Consider the following 17,000-nt stretch of genomic DNA (forward strand, 5'->3'; position numbering starts at 1 on the left):
CGGATCTGGTCAATCGTCTTGCGGCTTGTCGTCATCCTGCAGGATGCGCAGGCCGGGGCCGACCAGGTCGTCGAACTGGCCGTTGTCGGAGGCGCTGAAGAAGATCCACAGCGCGACAAACACCAGCAGCACGCTGAGCGGAATGAGCAGGTACAAGGCTTCCATCATGCACTCCTTCTGAGGCGCAGCGCGTTGGCCACCACCACGGCCGAGCTGAGCGCCATGCCGACCCCGGACAGCCAGGGATTGAGCAGGCCCATCGCCGCCGCCGGGATCGCCACCGCGTTGTAGACGCTGGCCCAGCCCAGGTTCTGGCGGATCACGCGCATGGTGCGTCCCGCCACGCGGGCGCTGTCGGCCACCGCGTCGAGGCGGCCGCACAGCAGCACCGCGTCGGCGTGGGCCTGCGCCAGCGCGGCGCCGGCGCCCATCGCGAACGAGACGTCGGCCGCGCTGAGCACGGCGGCGTCGTTGATGCCGTCGCCCACCATCGCCACCACCGCCCCGGTTTCCTGCAGGCGCTTGACGAAGGCCAGCTTCTCATCGGGCAGGTAGCCGCCGATGGTGGTCCGGATGCCGAGCTGGTCGCCGACCTGGCGCGCCAGCAGGTCGTGGTCGCCGCTGAGCAGCACCACCGTCTTGCCGGCCTGGCGGAAGTAGTCGACCGTGGCCTGGGCCTCGGGGCGCAGGCCGTCGTGCAGCTGGAAGCAGGCCAGCCACTGGCCGGCCACGCCCAGGTAGACCGGCGTGACGCCGACGCCCGGATCGTGCGGCGGCGCCACGCCGCTGAGCTCGGCCACGAAGCCGGCGCTGCCCAGCCGATACCGCCGGTTGTGCAGCACGCCTTCGATGCCGCGCCCGGGAATTTCCTTGGACGCCGCCGGCTGCCAGTCGGCGCGCGCGCCGCCCTGCGCCTCGGCGGCCGCGTGGACGATGGCGCGCGCCAGCGGATGGCCGCTGCCGGCGTCCAGCGCGGCCGCCACCTGCAGGCAGAAGTCGGCCTGCATCAGGCCCAGCTGCTGAATTTCCTGCAACACCGGACGGCCGTAGGTCAGCGTGCCGGTCTTGTCGAACACCACATGGGTGGCGCGGTGCAGCGTTTCCAGCGTTTGCGGTCCGGTCACCAGCACGCCCTGGCGCAGCAGGGCGTCGGTGGCGGCGGCCAGCGCCGTGGGCGTGGCCAGCGACAGCGCGCACGGGCACGACACCACCAGCACCGCGATGGCGATCGGCCAGGCGCGGCGGGCGCTGTCGCCGTCCAGCCAGAACCAGAAGGCGAAGGTGGCCAGCGCGAACAGCAGCAGCGCCAGCACGAACCAGCCGGCCACGTCGTCGGCCCACTGGGCGATGCGCGGCTTGTCGCGGCCGGCGCGGTCGATCAGCTGCACCAGGCGCGACATGGTGCTGTCCTGGGCGATGCGCGTCACGCGCGCCAGGATCACCGAGCCGGCGTTGATGGCGCCGCCCGGCAGCGCGTCGCCCACGTCCTTGGCCACCGGCGCGCTCTCGCCGCTCAGCAGCGACAGGTCCAGCACGGTGCGGCCGTCGACGATGACGCAGTCGGCCGCCACCGCCTCGCCCGGCTTGATCATGATGACGTCGTCCACCGCCAGCGCGGCGGCCTTCACCAGGCTGGCGGCGTGGCTGTCCGGGTAGTGTTCCAGCAGCGTGGCCGAGGCCGGCAGCGCGTGCTGCAGGCGCTCCAGCGCGGCGCCGGCCTTGCGGCGCGCGCGCAGCTCCAGATGGCGGCTGCACAGCAGCAGGAAGATGAACATCGTCACCGAATCGAAATACACTTCGCCCTGGCCGCGCACCGTGGCCACCACGCTGGCGCCGAACGCCGCCGCGATGCCCAGCGCCACCGGCACGTCCATGCCCAGCGTGTGCGCGCGCAGGCTGGCCCAGGCGCCGCGCCAGAACGGCAGCGCCGAGTAGCAGATGGCCGGCACCGTCAGCAGCAGGCTGGCCCAGCGCATCAGCGTGGCCATGCTGTCGTCCAGCGTGCCGGCGTCGGCCAGGTAGGCCGGCGCCACGTACATCATCACCTGCATCATCGACAGCCCGGCCACGAACAGCTGGCGGCCCAGCGTCTTGGCGGCCTTGCGCTGCTGCTCGCTGTGGCGGTCGACGTCGTACGGATAGGCGGCGTAGCCGATCGTGTGCAGCGCGGCCAGGATGTCGCCGGGCTGGCAGGCCTCGCTGCGCCAGCGCACGTACAGGCGCTCGGTGGCGACGTTGAGCTGGGCGCTTTCCACGCCCGGCAGCTTGGCCAGGCGCTGTTCGATCAGCCACACGCAGGCGGCGCAGCGGATGCCTTCGACGGTGAGCGTGGTTTCGCGGCTGTCCTCGTCGAGCGCGAAGCGCGGGTCGGCGTTGTCGTACAGGCGCAGCTCGGGCGGCAGCATCTGCGCGCCCTCGGCGCTGGCGGCGAAGGCCGAGCGCTCGCGGTAGTAGGATTCCTGGCCGAGGTCGACGATGGTCTGCGCCACCGCCGCGCAGCCGGGGCAGCACATGGCGTGCTCGGCGCCGGCGATGCGTACGGTCCAGGCGGGGTTGAGCTCGGCCGGCAGGGCCAGGCCGCAGTGGTAGCAGACGCCGGCGGCGGCGGCCGGCGGCGCGAAGTTGCCCATGGCGGCGCTCATTGATGTGGTGTCAGGCATAGGGTATCCATCCAGTCGGGCGCGATGCCGCCGGCCGCGCGGGCCAGGCCCAGCACGCCGAAGGCCAGCACCAGCAGGCCGCAGGCGATGCGCACGCGGCGCTGTTGCAGGGCGCGTTGCAGGCGGGCGCCGGCCAGGCCGAGGCCGGTCAGCATGGGCAGCGTGCCCAGGCCGAAGGCCAGCATGACGGCGGCGCCGTCGCCGGCCGAGCCGCTCAGCATGGCGGTCAGCAGCACGCTGTAGACCATGCCGCACGGCAGCCAGCCCCACAGCGCGCCCAGCGCGAAGGCCTGGTGCGGGCGGGTGGCCGGCATCAGCGATTTCATCATCGGCGCGATCACCGGCTGGGCGCGCGTCCACAGCACGCGGCCGCCCTGCTCCAGCACGGCCAGGCCGCGCCAGGCGTCCATCAGGTACAGGCCCAGCGCCACCAGCATCAGGTTGGCCAGCCAGTAGAAGCCCAGCTGCAGCCCGGCCAGCGAGGCGATGCTGTGGGCGCCGCCGGCCAAGCCACCGGCCAGCGCGCCGGCCGTCATGTAGCTGGCGATGCGGCCGGCGTTGTACGACAGCACCCGCGTCAGCGCGCTGGTCTGCGGGACGGCGACGATGGGGATCACGGTGCGCGGCGGCGGCGCGGTGCCGACCGACAGCGCGCCGACGATGCCGCCGCACATGCCGACGCAGTGGACGCTGCCCGCGAGGCCCACCACCATCACCGGCAAGAGCTGGAGTGCGTTCATGGCCCGCTCAGATCGTCTTGGAGTAGCGCAGCGGTTGCGGGCCTTCGCTGCGCGGCAGGCTCAGGTAGCGGTCGAACACCATGCAGATGTTGCGGATCAGCAGGCGGCCTTTCGGCGTGACCGTGATCCACTGGTCGTCGACCTGCACCAGGCCGTCGTCCTCGAAGGCGCGCAGCTTGTCCAGCTCGGCGGCGAAGTACTGCGGGAAGCGGATCGGATAGGCTTGCTCGATGGACGAGATCGACAGCTCGAAATTGCACATCAGTTTTTGGATGACGATGCGGCGCAGCAGGTCGTCGGTGTCGAGCTTGATGCCGCGCGTGACCGGCAGCCTGCCGTCGTCGAGTTTTTCGTAGTACGCCTCCAGCGTCTTTTCGTTCTGGCTGTAGGTGGCGCCGACCGCGCTGATGGCCGACACGCCGCACGAGATCAGCTCGGCCTCGGCGCGCGTGGAGTAGCCCTGGAAGTTGCGTTGCAAGCGGCCCTGGCGCTGCGCCACGGCCAGCTCGTCGTCCGGCTTGGCGAAGTGGTCCATGCCGATGTAGACGTAGCCGGCCGCGCACAGGCGGCGGATGCACAGCGCCAGCAGGTCCAGCTTGACGGCCGGCGTCGGCAGGTCGGCCTCGGCGATGCGGCGCTGCGGCTTGAACAGGTGCGGCAGGTGGGCGTAGTTGTACAGCGCGATGCGGTCGGGGTTGGCGGCGATCACCTTGTCCAGCGTCTGCTCCATGCTCGTCATGGTCTGCTTGGGCAGGCCGTAGATCAGGTCGATGCTGATGGAGCGGAAGCCGGCCGCGCGCGCCGCGTCCATCACGGCGCGCGTCTCGGCCTCCGGCTGGATGCGGTTGACGGCCTTCTGCACCTCGGGATCGAAGTCCTGCACGCCCAGGCTGATGCGGTTGAAGCCCTGCGCCCGCAGCGAGTGCACGCGCTCGACGCTGACGGTGCGCGGATCGATCTCGATCGAGTACTCGCCCTGGGCGTCGGAGGCGAACTGGAAGTTCTCGTGCAGGTGGGTCATCAGGTCGCCCATCTGGCGGTCGCTCAGGTAGGTCGGCGTGCCGCCGCCGAAGTGCAGCTGCTCGATCTGGCCCATGCCGGCGAACAGCCGGCCCTGCATGTCGATCTCCTGCTTCAGGTAGCCGAGGTAGGTGGCGGCCTTGCTGTGGTCCTTGGTGACGATCTTGTTGCAGCCGCAGTAGTAGCAGATGGTGTCGCAGAACGGGATGTGGATGTACAGCGACAAGGGCCGCTGGCTGCGGCGCATGCGCAGGCCGGCCACCGCCTCGAGGAACTGGCCGTAGCCGAATTCCGATTGGAAGCGGTCGGCGGTCGGGTACGAGGTGTAGCGCGGGCCGGACTGGCTCAGCTTGCCGATGATGGCGGCGTCGAATTCGACGTCTGGGAATGCGGCTCCGGTGTGGCTTGCAGTGGTGTTCATGGTCATGCCGCGAGGCGTTTCATCGGTTGAGGTTGAGAGGTGGCGCGCAGCGGACGCACCTTGCGCGTGGTGCCGAACTTGAACAGGCTGACCGCCTGGATCAGGCCGCCCGCCTCCATCGCCAGGCTGGCGGTGGCGGCGGCCGCCTCCTCGACCAGCGCGGCGTTCTGCTGCGTGACCTTGTCCATGTGGGCGATGGCGGAGTTGACCTGGTCGACGCCGATGCTCTGCTCGTGCGAGGCCACCGAGATTTCATGCATGATGGCGGTCACCTGCTGCACCGAGGCCACCACCTCCTTCATGGTGGCGCCGGCGCGGTCGACCTGCACCATGCCGGCGCTGACCTTGCCGACCGAGACGTCGATCAGGTTCTTGATGTCCTTGGCGGCGGTGGCGCTGCGCTGGGCCAGGTTGCGCACCTCGCCGGCCACCACGGCGAAGCCGCGTCCCTGTTCGCCGGCGCGGGCCGCCTCGACCGCCGCGTTGAGCGCCAGGATGTTGGTCTGGAAGGCGATGCCCTCGATCAGGCCGATGATGTCGACGATCTTGCGCGACGAGGTGTTGATCTCGTCCATGGTGGCGATGACGTCGGCGACGATCTCGCCGCCCTGCACCGCGACGTTGGAGGCGTTCTGCGCCAGCTCGTTGGCCTGGGCCGAGTTGTCGGCGTTCTGCTTGACGGTGGACGAGAACTGCTCGACGCTGGAGGCGGTCTCCTCCAGGCTGGCGGCCTGCGCCTCGGTGCGGCCGGACAGGTCGGCGTTGCCGGCGGCGATCTGGCGGGTGGCCACGGCCATGGTCTCGACGTTGTTGCGCACGTCGCGGATGGTGGCGATCAGGTTGCTGTTCATCTGCTGCAGCGCGCGCACCAGCTGGCCGACCTCGTCGGTGGCGTCGGTCTCGAACGAGCAGGACAGGTCGCCGGCGGCGATCGAGCGCGCGCCCTGCAGCGCGCGGCCCAGCGGCTGCAGCACCGACACGCGCAGCGTGTACCACAGGAAGACGTTGATCAGCAGGCCGACGAAGGTGGCGGCGAAGATGCCGTAGCTGTTGCCGCCGCCGCCCATCAGCGCGGCCGCGCAGACGATCACCTGCAGCACGTTGACCACGCTGGTGGCCAGCCAGATACGCATGGCCAGCGACACATGGCCCAGGCGCGAGAACAGGGAGCCGGCGCCGGTGCGGATCAGCTGGCCGTTTTTGATGCGCAGGCCGTGCTTGCCGCCCGCGCGGATGGCGCGGTAGGCTTGCTCGGCCTTCTCGATCTGGTGGCGCTCGGCCTTGACCCGCACCGACATGTAGCCGGTGGTCTTGCCGTTGTCGCGGATGGGCGTGATGTTGGCGCGCACCCAATAGAAGTCGCCGTTCTTGCAGCGGTTCTTGACGATGCCGGTCCACGGCATGCCGCCCTGGATCGAGCTCCACAGGTCGGCGAAGGCCTCGGCCGGCATGTCCGGATGGCGCACGATGTTTTGCGGCGAACCCAGCAGTTCCGCCTCGCTGAAACCGCTCACTTGCGTGAAGTAGGGATTTACATAGACAATATTGCCATTTAGGTCAGTCTTCGACACGATGGCCTGGTCATCCAGGACTTCCACTTCGCGGTTGCTGACGGGCTGATTGTTGCGCATACGAGGCTCCGAGGGATATATTGCTTTATCGCAATTGATACGATCAGTTTACGGAGTCCGGTCGCCAATTTTATTGATGTGGATCAAAATTCCCCGGATTGGGGTTGCCAAGGAAATCATGAAACTTCATCGTCCCATCGGCATTTTCGACGCCGGCATCGGCAGCTACGCCATCGTCGAGCGCGTGCGCGCGGCCTTCCCGGCGCAGGACGTGCTGTATTTCGCCGACCGCGCCAGTTTTCCCTACGGCGCGAAATCGCCGCAGCAGTTGCTGGAAGTGGTGCAACGTGCTACCGCATTCCTGCAGGACCAGGGCTGCGTGGCGGTGGTGCTGGCGTCCAACGCGCCCAGCGTGGTGGTGCTGGAGCCGCTGCGGGCGGCGGCGGCGGTGCCGGTGATCGGCATCTTCCCGCCGGTGGCCGAGGCGGTGCGGCGCTCGGCCAGCGGCAAGGTGGCGGTGCTGGGCGTGCGCTCGATGGTCGACAGCGCCGCCATGCAGGCCTACGCGGCCGCCCATCGCGGCGCCGGCGAGGTGCTGCTGGCGAACGCCTCGGCGCTGGTGGAGCTTGTGGAAAACTTCGACTTTGTCCACAGGCCGCAGGCGACCCAGGCCGCCATCGACCGCTTTATCGGCGAACTGCGCGCCGCCCATCCGCTGGTGGACGTGATGACGATGTCGTCCACCCATCTGCCGTGGCTCAAGCCCTTCTTCGAGGCGGCCGCGCCGGACGTGCAATTCCTCGACCCGGCCGACAGCGTGCTGGACGAGCTGGCGCCCCACACCAGCGCCGGCGCCGGCCTGACGCGCTGCCTGGCCACCGCCAGCGCCGAGCTGAGCCTGGAGGATTTCAACACCGCGCTGCGCGCGCTGGGCACGCCGCTGCAGGCCGAGCTGGCCGCCGTCGCCTAGTCGTCCACCTCAGTCGCTCACGCTGAGCGGGCGCAGCGTGCCGACCGCGTAGCCCTGGGCGTAGTCCAGGCCCAGCTCGCGCACCACGGCCAGCGTCGGCTCGTCCTCCACGTACTCGGCCACGGTGCTGATGCCCATCACGTGGCCCACCTCGTTGATCGCCTTGACCATGGCGCGGTTGATGGCGTTGTTGGCGATGTCGCGGATGAACACGCCGTCGATCTTCAGGTAGTCCACCGGCAGCGCCTTCAGGTAGGCGAACGAGGACAGGCCGCTGCCGAAGTCGTCCAGCGAGAAGCGGCAGCCCAGCGCCTTCAGCCCGGCCATGAAGTCCTGCGCCTTGATCAGGTTGGCGATCACGGCGGTCTCGGTGATCTCGAAGCAGATCTGCTCGGGCGCGACGTCGTGCTCGACGAACTGCTCGATGATGTAGTCGCGCAGGCCCTCGTCGCTCAGCGAGCTGCCCGACAGGTTGACCGAGTACTGGGCCGGCGCCGGCTGGCGCTGCGCCACATAGGCCTGCTGCGGCCCCAGGCTCTCGCGCACGCTTTGCACGTGGCGGCACACGGCGCGTATCACCCAGCGGTCGATGGCGGTCATCATGTCGTAGCGCTCGGCGGCGGGGATGAAGGCGCCGGGCAGGATCAGCTCGCCCTTGGCCGGCTGGATGCGGATCAGCACCTCGTCGTGCCCGCCGCCTTGCGCGCCCAGGCCGACGATGGGCTGGGCGTACAGCCGGAAGTACTGGTGCTCGAAGGCCTCGTTCAGGCGCGACACCCATTGCATTTCGCCCTGGCGGCGCGCCAGCCGCAGGTCCGAGTCCTGGTACAGGTGCACGCGGTTGCGGCCGCGCTCCTTGGCCAGGTAGCAGGCCTGGTCGGCCGCGATCAGCAGCTCGGTCATCGACTTGCTCAGGTGGTTGATCTCGACCAGGCCGATGCTCACGCCCAGCTCGAAGGTGTGGTCGTCCCACACGAAGCGGAAGTTCTTGATCGACTGCCGCAGCTGGTCGGCGATCAGCAGCGCCTGGTCGGGTGGGCAGTGCGGCAGCAGCACGCCCAGCTCGTCGCCGCCCAGGCGGGCCAGGATGTCGCTGTCGCGCATCTGCGTCTGCAGCATCTTGGCCAGCAGCTGCAGCAGCAGGTCGCCGGCGCTGTGGCCGCAGGTGTCGTTGACGATCTTGAACTGGTCCAGGTCCATGTACAGCAGCGCGTGCACGTGCTCGTCCTGCTTGGCGCTGTGCAGCGCGGCGGCGATCTGCACCTCGAACTCGCGCCGGTTGATCAGGCCGGTGAGCGTGTCGTGGCTGGCGTTCCACGACAGCTGCTTGCTGAGCTTGCGCTCGTGGCTGACGTCGCGGAACACCACCACCGCGCCCAGCAGCTGGCCGCAGTCGGACCAGATCGGCGCGGCCGATTCCTCCACCGCCACGTGGCGGCCGTCGCGCGTGACCAGCTGGTTGTGCGAGGAGGTGCCGATCGCCTGCTTGAGGCGCAGGCATTGCAGCGCGGCGTGCTCGGGGATGGGGGCGCCGGCGTCGTCGATCAGCTTGAGCGTGGTGGAGATGTGCAGGCCGCGCGCCTGCTCCAGCGGCCAGCCGGTCAGCTGTTCGGCGATGTAGTTGAGGTAGTCGGTCTCGCCGCTGGCGTTGGTGGTGATGACGCCCTCGCCGATCGAGCGCAGCGTGACGGCGGCCAGCTCGCGCTGGCGCGCGACGGCCTGCTCGGTTTCCTTGCGCTCGGTGATGTCCCAGACGATGCCCAGCGTGCCGAGCGGCACGCCATCGTCGTCGCAGAACACATGGGCCTTGGCCGCCAGCCAGTGGCGGCTGCGGTCGGGCCACTGCACGCGGTATTCGACCTCGTAGCCGGTGCACTTGTCGACCGCGTCCTGCATGGTGTCGAGCAGATGGTCGCGGTCTTCCGGGCAGACGATCTGCAAAAATGTGGCGAACGGCTGCTGCCGGTCGCCCGGCGGCAGGCCCAGCAGGCTGGTGCCGGCGCCCACCCATTTGACGGTGCTGTCGAGCACCTTGCCGCCCGACAGCTCGGAATCCCAGATCATCATGCGCGCCGCGTCGAGCGCCATGCGCAGATGTCGTTGTGTTTGCTCCATTGCGGACCTCCTACGCCTTTTGAGTGAAAAGGCGGCTCGGAGTTCCGCGGTTTGCCGAATTTTTTAGCGCCGGATCAGCCCGGTTCGCCGGCGCCGCCGGCCTTGACGGCGGCGACGTCGCGCACGTTCTTCTGCACCGCCACCGCCGCGAACAGGCTCAGCGCGAAGCCCATGGCGTAGAAGCCTTTTTCGCTGGGCGCCAGCGTGGCGTTGAACAGGCCCACGCCCAGCAGGCCGATGACCAGCAGGATGGAGGTCCAGCACAGGCTGAAGTACAGGCCGCTGACCGGGATGCCCTCGCTGCGGTCGCGCACCGATTTCTGCAGCGAGACGGCGGCGAACAGGCCGTACATCAGCAGCGTGAAGTAATAGCCTTTTTCATTGAGCGCCATGGTGGCGTTCCACAGGCCGAACAGGTAGGTCAGGGCGCCGGCGATCAGGGCGACCCAGGAGGCGGCGATAAAGGCGCTGGTCGGGCCTTGGTGGGTGGGATGGGCCATGTGTGCTCCTTGCAGTGGGGTGTGGCGGCGCCGGACGGCGCCCGCTGCGGGATCATATCAAAAAGGCCAATGTTATTTCCTGATAATTCGCAACAGTTTTCCGCCCAGCATCACCACGGCCAGGGTCAGCGCGCCGGCGGCGACCCCGGCCAGCGCGTCCAGCGCGACCGGCGCGGCCCAGGCCAGCAGCGGGCCGGCGGCCGGCACCGTGGCCGCCGCCTCGGTGGCGTGGTGGATCAGGTCGTGGGCGCCGGGCAGGCCGTGGGTCAGGATGCCGCCGCCGACCATGAACATGGCCGCCGTGCCCACCACCGACAGCAGCTTCATCAGCTTGGGCGCGGCCGCCAGCAGCACCCGGCCCAGCGCGCGCACCGCGCCGCCGCCGCGCCGGCTCAGGTACAGGCCGGCGTCGTCCATCTTGACGATGCCGGCCACGATGCCGTACACGCCCACCGTCATCACCAGGGCGATGCCGGCCACCACCGTCACCTGCTGCAGGAAGCCGGCCCCGGCCACCGTGCCCAGCGCGATCACGATGATCTCGGCCGAGAGGATGAAGTCGGTGCGGATGGCGCCCTGGATCTTGTCCTTTTCCAGCGCCACCAGGTCGACGTCGGGATCGCTGACGGCGTCGGCCAGCTCGCCCAGGTGGCGGTCCTCCTCGTCCTTGTGCAGCAGGCCGTGGGCGATCTTCTCGAAGCCCTCGAAGCACAGGTACAGGCCGCCGGCCATCAGCAGCGGCGTGATGGCCCACGGCGCGAAGGCGCTGATGGCCAGCGCGGCCGGCACCAGGATGGCCTTGTTCTTCAGCGAGCCGAGCGCCACCGCCCACACCACCGGCAGCTCGCGCTCGGCGCGCACGCCGGCCACCTGCTGGGCGTTGAGGGCCAGGTCGTCGCCCAGCACGCCGGCGGTCTTCTTGGCCGCCATCTTGCTCATGAGGGCGACGTCGTCGAGGATGGTGGCGATGTCGTCGATCAGCGCCAACAGGCTGGTGCCGGCCATTAACGTTGCTCCTGCGGGTGGTGGGTCATGTGGATTCCTTGGTTGATTAGCAATCTTACCCGATGATCGGCCGGGCGGCGACACGCCAAGCCCGCTACAATGTGCTTTGCCTCGCAGCACGGTGCTGCGGCCCACCGCACGGGACCATCATGAGCTTCGCCACCTGGATCACCTTTTTCATCGCCGCCTGCATCATCGCCGTCTCGCCCGGCTCGGGCGCGGTGCTGTCGATGTCGCACGGCCTGTCGTTCGGCGTGCGCCGCACCACCGCCACCATCCTCGGCTTGCAGAGCGGCCTGATGCTGCTGTTCTTCATCGCCGGTGCCGGCGTCGGCTCGCTGCTGCTGGCGTCCGAGGTGGCGTTCAACATCGTCAAGACGGTGGGCGCGCTGTACCTGATCTACCTGGGCCTGAGCCAGTGGCGCGCCAAGGTCAGCGTCAGCGCCCAACAGGACCGCGCCGAGGTGGTGGTACCGACCGTGCGCAAGCGCTTCCTGACCGGCTTCCTGACCAATGCCACCAATCCGAAGGGCATCATCTTCATGGTGGCGGTGCTGCCGCAGTTCATCACCCAGGGCTCGCCGCTGCTGCCGCAATTGCTGATCATGGCGGCCACCATGTGCTGCATCGACCTGGTGGTGATGCACAGCTACGCCTTCCTGGCCTCGTCGATGCAGCGCTTTTTCCGCGACGCCGGCGCCGTCAAGAAGCAGAACCGGGTGTTCGGCGGCCTGCTGATGGCGGTCGGCGCGGCCTTGTTCTTTGTCAAGCGCGGCGGTGCAAGTGCCTGATTCGGCTGGGATTTGTAACCCGGTGTAATCCCGGTAGTCGAATCGGCCGGCGCGGCGTTAATCTAAAAACAAACCAGGAGACGCCGCCATGAGCCGCAAAATCATCCGTTCCGCCGTGCTGGCCGCCTTGGCCGGCTTGTGTTCGCTCGCGCTGGCGGACCCGCCGGCCATGGTCGGCCGCATTTCGGCCGTGCAGGGCCAGGTCACGCTGGTCGGCGACGACGAGCCGGTCGCCGCCGGGCTGAACTGGCCGGTCACCGGCGCCAGCCATCTCACCACCGCCAGCGGCGGCCGCACCGAGTTCCGGGTCGGCTCGACGGCGGTGCGGCTCGATGGCGACTCCGACCTGGAAATCACCGAGCTGGACGACGAACTGCTGCGGCTGCGCCTGAATTACGGCAGCGTCAGCATCCGCGTGCGCAGCCCGGAGCTGCTGCGCGATTTCGAGCTGAACACGCCGCAGGCGCGCATCACGCTGCTCGAGCCTGGCCTGCTGCGGGTCGATGTCGAGCGCGTGGCCGACACCAGCCAGGTCAGCGTGCTGGCCGGCAGCGCGCGGGTGGACGGCGCCGGCTCGTCGGTGACGGTCGGCCCCGGCCGCCATGTGGACGTCAGCAGCGTCGACGTCGGCACCAGCGTGGCGCGGCGCGACGGCTTCGATGTCTGGTCCGACGAGCGCGACCGCGCCGCCGAGGTGGTGGTGGCCTCGCGCTTCGTCTCCACCGGCATGACCGGCTACGAGGAACTGGACCGCAACGGCAGCTGGAGCGACAGCGTCGAGTACGGCGCGCTGTGGACGCCGCGCAATGTCGCGGTGGACTGGGCGCCCTACCGCGATGGCCGCTGGGTCTGGCTCGCGCCGTGGGGCTGGACCTGGGTCGACAACGCGCCCTGGGCCTACGCGCCGTCGCACTACGGCCGCTGGGTGGTGGTCAACCGCCGCTGGTGCTGGGCGCCGGGGCGTCCCGTTGGACGGCCGGTGTGGGCGCCGGCGCTGGTGGGCTGGGTGGGCGGCGACGGCTTCGTGCGCGACCACCGGCCCGGCCTGGGCTGGTTCCCGCTGTCGCCGCGCGAGCGCTATGTGCCGGCTTACCGGGTGTCGCCCGACCACGAGCAGCGCCTCGTGTGGACCCACAACGGCCGGCAGTTCGAGCCGCGCGCGGTGGATCCGGCGCGGCACGAGGGCCTGACCGTGCTGCCGCGCGACCAGTTCGAGGGCCGCCACCGCAGCGTGCAGGTGCCGCGCGGGCCGCAGGTGATACCGACTTCCGCGCTGGCGGCGACCGCCGCGCCGGTGGCGCCGCCGCAACCGGCGGTCGCGCGCACGCTCGACACCAACCGCCGCGACTGGCGAGACCGCGACCATGACGGCCGTCCGGATCGTCCCGGGCGGGTGCTGACCGCGCCGCCGGCGCCGCAACCGGTGGCGCCGCTGCAGCCGGGCCGGCCGCAGGTCAGCACGCTGGCGCCGGGGCAGTTCGGCCGGCCCGACGCGCCGCCGCAAACCATCCAGCCGGGCGACGTGCGTATCGATGTGCGTCCGTACGGCCGGCCGGGGCAGCCGCCGCACATCCAGCAGGCCAGTCCGCCGATCGCGGTGACGCCGAACATCCAGCAGGCCAATCCGCCCATCGTGGCGACGCCGAATATCCAGAAGGCCAATCCGCCGATCATGGCCGCGCCGGTGCCGGCGCCGGCCGTGCCGACGCCGTTCCCGGCCAACCGCGATCGTTACGATCGCGAGCGTGACGACAACCGCCGCCAGTTCCGCCAGCCGGAGGAGCGGCGCCAGCCGCAGCCGCAGCCGGTGCAGCAGCCGCAGCCGGTGCAACGGCCGGCGCCGCAGGTTCAGCCGCAGCCGCAGCCGCGCGAGAACCGCGACAGCGGCCACGACAAGCAGCAGGAGCGCCGCAAGGAGGAAGGCCGCGAGCGCGGCGACAACCGCAACCAGAACCGCCAATGACCGTCTGTTCCGGAAAATGCGGCATCCAGGGCGCCAAATCAACAGTTCATCACATACAGATAGACTTTCTGTATTGTAAAGTGTAATGTTGCAAAATAGACAAACACGGCGGGAAGCGTGAAAACAAGGATGGCGACATCCGCCACGCAGGACCGTCGAGACAGTTCCCCTTTGCCCCAACTATTTTCCGGATTTTTCCCAATTTCCGACCAGAGAATAGTTTTTGCCAGCCTACCAGGCTGGCTTTTTTTTAGCCCTGCTCCGCCTTCAGGCGCAGCCGCGCCCGCCATTCGCCCAGCGCCGACAGCGCGCCCTGGAATTCCCGCTCGATCAGGTCGGCCTCGGCCGGCGTGACCTTGCCGTCGAGCAGCGCGGTCGAGACCGCCTCCGCCACCGCCCCCACCTGGCTCATCACCTTGCACACCGTCTGCGACAGGTCGTCGTCGCCGATGTTGTCCGGGGTCGGCACCACGAAGGCGGCCATGCCGTGGCGCACCAGCAGCGCGTGCAGCGGCAGGTGGGCGTCGGCCACGCCGGCCTGGTGGCACAGGTGCACCACCGTCGAGACCTCCTCGAACGATGGGTAGTGCGAGGCGATGGTCGGCGCCAGCTTGTTGCGCAGCACGTTGACCGAGATGCCCATCGCCTGCGCCAGCGCGTCGATGCCGCCGGGATAGCTGCGCGCCACTTTGTACAGCGCGTCGTGTTGATTCATGTCCAGGTATTTGCGTGTCATGGTGAAGCTAGCCTTTTATTACCGATGCAGTCGCCGGCGCGCGGCGCTATGCTGATTTTCATTCAACTTCTTTGCGAAAAGACATCATGAAGTCCTTCCAATCTGCGCTGTTACTGACGTTATGCCTTGCGCTCGGCACCAATGTGGTGGCGGAGGCGCGAACGTCTTCGCATTCTGGCACATCGTCGTCGTATAAAAGTGGATTTTCTTCACAAAAGAGCAACTCCACGCGGAGCACGCCAGCCGCGCCGCCGGCCAGCCGCCAGAGCGGCCCCGGCGCGTTCGGCAAGGCCGCCGGTTCGCCGGCCTCGGCCATGCCACGCAACACCTCGGCCGCCTCGCGCGACCTCGACCAGAGCGCGGCCCAGGCCAACGCCCTGAAAACGCTGGACGCCCGCCGCGCCGCGGCCGCCGCGCCGACCGCGCCGCCGCCGCTGAATGATACGGTTTCGCGGCCGCAGCCGTCGCCGGTGTATCAGGCGCCGCCGGTGTACCCGCAGGCGCCGATCATCGTGCAGCAGCCAAGCAGCGGCCTGATGCACGGCGTGCTGGGCTTCATGCTGGGGCGGGCGATGAGCCAGAGTCATCAGCCGGTGTCGTACCCGACCGCCACCGCTCCCGTGGCCAGCGGCGGCCAGGCCCCGGTCGACAGTTCCGCCGCGCAGGTTGGCATGGTTAACGGTATGCCGGGACTGGGCGATCCGGTCCCGGCCGCCCCGCCGCCGGCGCCTTCCTTCCTGGCCCGGGTGGCGCGCTGGCTGGTGTGGCTGGGCGTGCTGGGGGTGATGGCGTGGGCGGCGGTGTACACGGTGCGCAAGCTGCGCCGCCTGCGGGCAGGCAATACGACGAATTATTCATTTGAAAGGAATTGAGATGGGCTGGTCGGATGCATACAACTACCTGCGCAACGGCGCGGCCAGGCTGGGCGGGGCCGAGGCGCCGCGCACGGACCGGGACTTGCCGCTGGGCGCGCGCATCGGCAGCGTGATCCAGTTGCAGCAGTCGCCGCTGCTGCGCGCCGCCGGCGACGGCTCGCTGATCACTCTGCCGGACGCGGGCGACAACCGCATCGTGGCGGTGTCGCAGATCCGGCTCAAGCAGAGCGGCGGCCTGTACCGCTACTACCTGGACACCGGCGATCGGGACGCCAAGGAGAAATTCCTGCAGGTGTACCAGGACGCCCAAGGGCAAGTGTCCGAGGTGATGTATTGCACCCAGCTGGCGCGGGTGATCCCGGAAACGGCGGAGGACCAGGAAGCCTACCTGGGCCAGGGCGGCGCCGGCCTGGGCGACCGCAGCTACACGCTGTGGCGCGAACAGCTGGGCGATGCCGGGCTGGACAAGTCCGACCTTGACCTGGTGTTCGGCCAGGGCGACGGCGTCGACTACTGGCGCGACGCCGGTGACCCCAACGCCGAGTTCGTCACGCCGTTCTCCGGCACCGAGACCCGGCTGGACGACGCCAGCGGCCGCACCGGCCTGCGCCAGGAAATGGTGTTCATGCCGTACGTGCGGGAATTGCGCGGCGGCGGCAAGGAATATTTGCTGATCACGACTGAAATCATCAGCAGCGTGAACGGCGATGGATCGAAACGCGGGATCCATGTCGACTTCGTCATTGGCATCCCGGTTGAGCAGCAACGCGTCGTTATCCAATGACGCGCAACTTTTTAAGGACGACTGACATGAGCAACTTGAATGGCTGGGGTTTGACCGCGCGCTTGATTTCCAAACATTTTGGCGCGCTGGGCGACCGTGTTTCCGAAGCGATCGCCAATTTTGATCCGGAAACGGCCACCGAGGCCGACCGCGACCGGCTGGCCGACAGCCTGCGCCTGACCGCACAAAAACTGGCCGCCGCCCGCGGCTCCTTCGACAAGGAGGCGGCCGACGTGGTCCAGCTGCGCCAGCTGATCGCGACCGACGAGCAGGCCGCCGGCACGCTGGCCGAGCGCCTGGCCGCCGGCAAGATCTCGGAGGCGACCATCACCCTGTTCTGCGACGAGCTGGAGGCGAACAAGGCGCGCATGCCGCAGGAGCTGCAGGAGGAGGCCGACGCCCGCCAGTACATGCAGGAGCTGCAGACCATCGTCGACGCGCTGTCCAAGCAGCTGGCGGACTTCGACTCGGCGGCCAAGAAGGCGATGCAGGCGTTGGCCTCGGCCCGCGCGCAGCAGGACCTGCAGAACCTGCGCGCCGAGCGCCAGAGCCAGCTGGCCGGGCTGTCCGGCATGAAGGGCAACTCCAGCGCGCTGAACGCGTTGACCCGCCGTGCCCAGGCCATCAGCAACGAGGCGGCCGGCATGAAGATCGTCACCGACATCGGCCAGCGCCCGTACGAGCAGGCGGCCGAGCTGGAGGCGATCCGCAAGTCGGTCAGCCAGCCTGGCATCGCCAACGAATCGGCGCTGGCGCGGCTGCAGCGGCTGTCCGGCCAGCAGCAGGCGCAGCTGGCCGCGCCGCAGGAGCCGGCCACGCTGGCGCTGGGCAAAGCATAAGCCTGCGCTG

At 69.0% G+C, this 17,000-nt stretch carries 16 protein-coding genes; 6 read left to right on the top strand and 10 right to left on the bottom strand.

Features of this window, described 5'->3' with window-relative positions; genetic code table 11:
- Positions 1 to 9 precede the first annotated feature (9 nt).
- The 5 genes from ccoS to HUX88_RS12745 are packed head-to-tail and all read right to left on the bottom strand — an operon-like array spanning position 10 to position 6,472.
- The gene (ccoS, locus tag HUX88_RS12725) at positions 10 to 165 is read right to left on the bottom strand and encodes a cbb3-type cytochrome oxidase assembly protein CcoS (protein ID WP_117012292.1); all 156 of its coding nucleotides are present in this window, start codon (positions 163 to 165) and stop codon (positions 10 to 12) included.
- Positions 165 to 2,660: a heavy metal translocating P-type ATPase gene (locus tag HUX88_RS12730; protein ID WP_176362016.1), complete on the bottom strand. Its 2,496-nt coding sequence runs from the start codon at positions 2,658 to 2,660 to the stop codon at positions 165 to 167. The genes ccoS and HUX88_RS12730 overlap by 1 nt, the downstream gene beginning before the upstream one ends.
- Complete coding sequence (locus tag HUX88_RS12735; protein ID WP_176362017.1) at positions 2,639 to 3,400, bottom strand: sulfite exporter TauE/SafE family protein; 762 nt, start codon at positions 3,398 to 3,400, stop codon at positions 2,639 to 2,641. The genes HUX88_RS12730 and HUX88_RS12735 overlap by 22 nt, the downstream gene beginning before the upstream one ends.
- Positions 3,401 to 3,407: 7 nt before the next feature.
- A complete protein-coding gene (hemN, locus tag HUX88_RS12740; RefSeq protein WP_176362018.1) occupies positions 3,408 to 4,841 on the bottom strand; it encodes an oxygen-independent coproporphyrinogen III oxidase in 1,434 nt (477 codons plus the stop codon).
- A 2-nt stretch (positions 4,842 to 4,843) separates the two neighbouring features.
- Positions 4,844 to 6,472, bottom strand: coding sequence for a PAS domain-containing methyl-accepting chemotaxis protein (locus HUX88_RS12745; RefSeq protein ID WP_117012289.1), 1,629 nt, complete (start codon positions 6,470 to 6,472; stop codon positions 4,844 to 4,846).
- 118 nt (positions 6,473 to 6,590) lie between these two features.
- On the opposite strand from HUX88_RS12745, the gene HUX88_RS12750 reads away from it, so the two are divergent.
- The gene (locus HUX88_RS12750; protein WP_217916315.1) at positions 6,591 to 7,382 is read left to right on the top strand and encodes a glutamate racemase; all 792 of its coding nucleotides are present in this window, start codon (positions 6,591 to 6,593) and stop codon (positions 7,380 to 7,382) included.
- Between the two features lie 9 nt (positions 7,383 to 7,391).
- Here HUX88_RS12750 and HUX88_RS12755 read toward each other — a convergent pair whose 3' ends face one another.
- The 3 genes from HUX88_RS12755 to HUX88_RS12765 form a co-directional block, all read right to left on the bottom strand.
- A complete protein-coding gene (locus HUX88_RS12755) occupies positions 7,392 to 9,497 on the bottom strand; it encodes an EAL domain-containing protein (protein ID WP_176362019.1) in 2,106 nt (701 codons plus the stop codon).
- A gap of 74 nt (positions 9,498 to 9,571) precedes the next feature.
- Positions 9,572 to 9,997, bottom strand: coding sequence for an inner membrane protein YiaA (yiaA, locus tag HUX88_RS12760; protein WP_117012286.1), 426 nt, complete (start codon positions 9,995 to 9,997; stop codon positions 9,572 to 9,574).
- A 72-nt stretch (positions 9,998 to 10,069) separates the two neighbouring features.
- On the bottom strand, positions 10,070 to 11,002 hold the full coding sequence (locus HUX88_RS12765) for a DUF808 domain-containing protein (protein ID WP_176362020.1): 933 nt from the start codon (positions 11,000 to 11,002) through the stop codon (positions 10,070 to 10,072).
- Positions 11,003 to 11,151: 149 nt separating this feature from the next.
- On the opposite strand from HUX88_RS12765, the gene HUX88_RS12770 reads away from it, so the two are divergent.
- Both HUX88_RS12770 and HUX88_RS12775 read left to right on the top strand, forming a co-directional pair.
- A complete protein-coding gene (locus tag HUX88_RS12770) occupies positions 11,152 to 11,793 on the top strand; it encodes a LysE family transporter (protein WP_176362021.1) in 642 nt (213 codons plus the stop codon).
- A gap of 88 nt (positions 11,794 to 11,881) precedes the next feature.
- Positions 11,882 to 13,756, top strand: coding sequence for a DUF6600 domain-containing protein (locus HUX88_RS12775; protein ID WP_117012283.1), 1,875 nt, complete (start codon positions 11,882 to 11,884; stop codon positions 13,754 to 13,756).
- 250 nt (positions 13,757 to 14,006) lie between these two features.
- On the opposite strand, the gene HUX88_RS12780 is transcribed toward HUX88_RS12775, so the two are convergent.
- Together HUX88_RS12780 and HUX88_RS32290 are read right to left on the bottom strand one after the other, a co-directional pair.
- Positions 14,007 to 14,471: a phage regulatory CII family protein gene (locus HUX88_RS12780; protein WP_229219326.1), complete on the bottom strand. Its 465-nt coding sequence runs from the start codon at positions 14,469 to 14,471 to the stop codon at positions 14,007 to 14,009.
- Between the two features lie 79 nt (positions 14,472 to 14,550).
- Positions 14,551 to 14,808: a hypothetical protein gene (locus tag HUX88_RS32290; RefSeq protein ID WP_229219327.1), complete on the bottom strand. Its 258-nt coding sequence runs from the start codon at positions 14,806 to 14,808 to the stop codon at positions 14,551 to 14,553.
- Between HUX88_RS32290 and HUX88_RS12785 the strand changes: the two genes are divergently transcribed.
- Genes HUX88_RS12785 through HUX88_RS12795 form a run of 3 tightly spaced genes read left to right on the top strand, consistent with a single transcriptional unit; the run spans position 14,807 to position 16,990 of the window.
- Positions 14,807 to 15,364, top strand: a complete 558-nt coding sequence (locus HUX88_RS12785) for a hypothetical protein (RefSeq protein ID WP_229219328.1) — start codon at positions 14,807 to 14,809, stop codon at positions 15,362 to 15,364. The two genes, HUX88_RS32290 and HUX88_RS12785, sit on opposite strands and share 2 nt — an antisense overlap.
- A gap of 1 nt (position 15,365) precedes the next feature.
- Positions 15,366 to 16,151, top strand: coding sequence for a DUF2491 family protein (locus HUX88_RS12790; RefSeq protein ID WP_176362023.1), 786 nt, complete (start codon positions 15,366 to 15,368; stop codon positions 16,149 to 16,151).
- Positions 16,152 to 16,177: 26 nt separating this feature from the next.
- Entirely contained in the window at positions 16,178 to 16,990 is an 813-nt protein-coding gene (locus HUX88_RS12795; RefSeq protein WP_117012279.1) for a hypothetical protein, read from the top strand.
- Positions 16,991 to 17,000 lie beyond the last annotated feature (10 nt).

The sequence above is a fragment of the Duganella sp. BJB1802 genome (assembly GCF_013369445.1).
Taxonomy (GTDB): domain Bacteria; phylum Pseudomonadota; class Gammaproteobacteria; order Burkholderiales; family Burkholderiaceae_D; genus Rugamonas; species Rugamonas vulcania_A.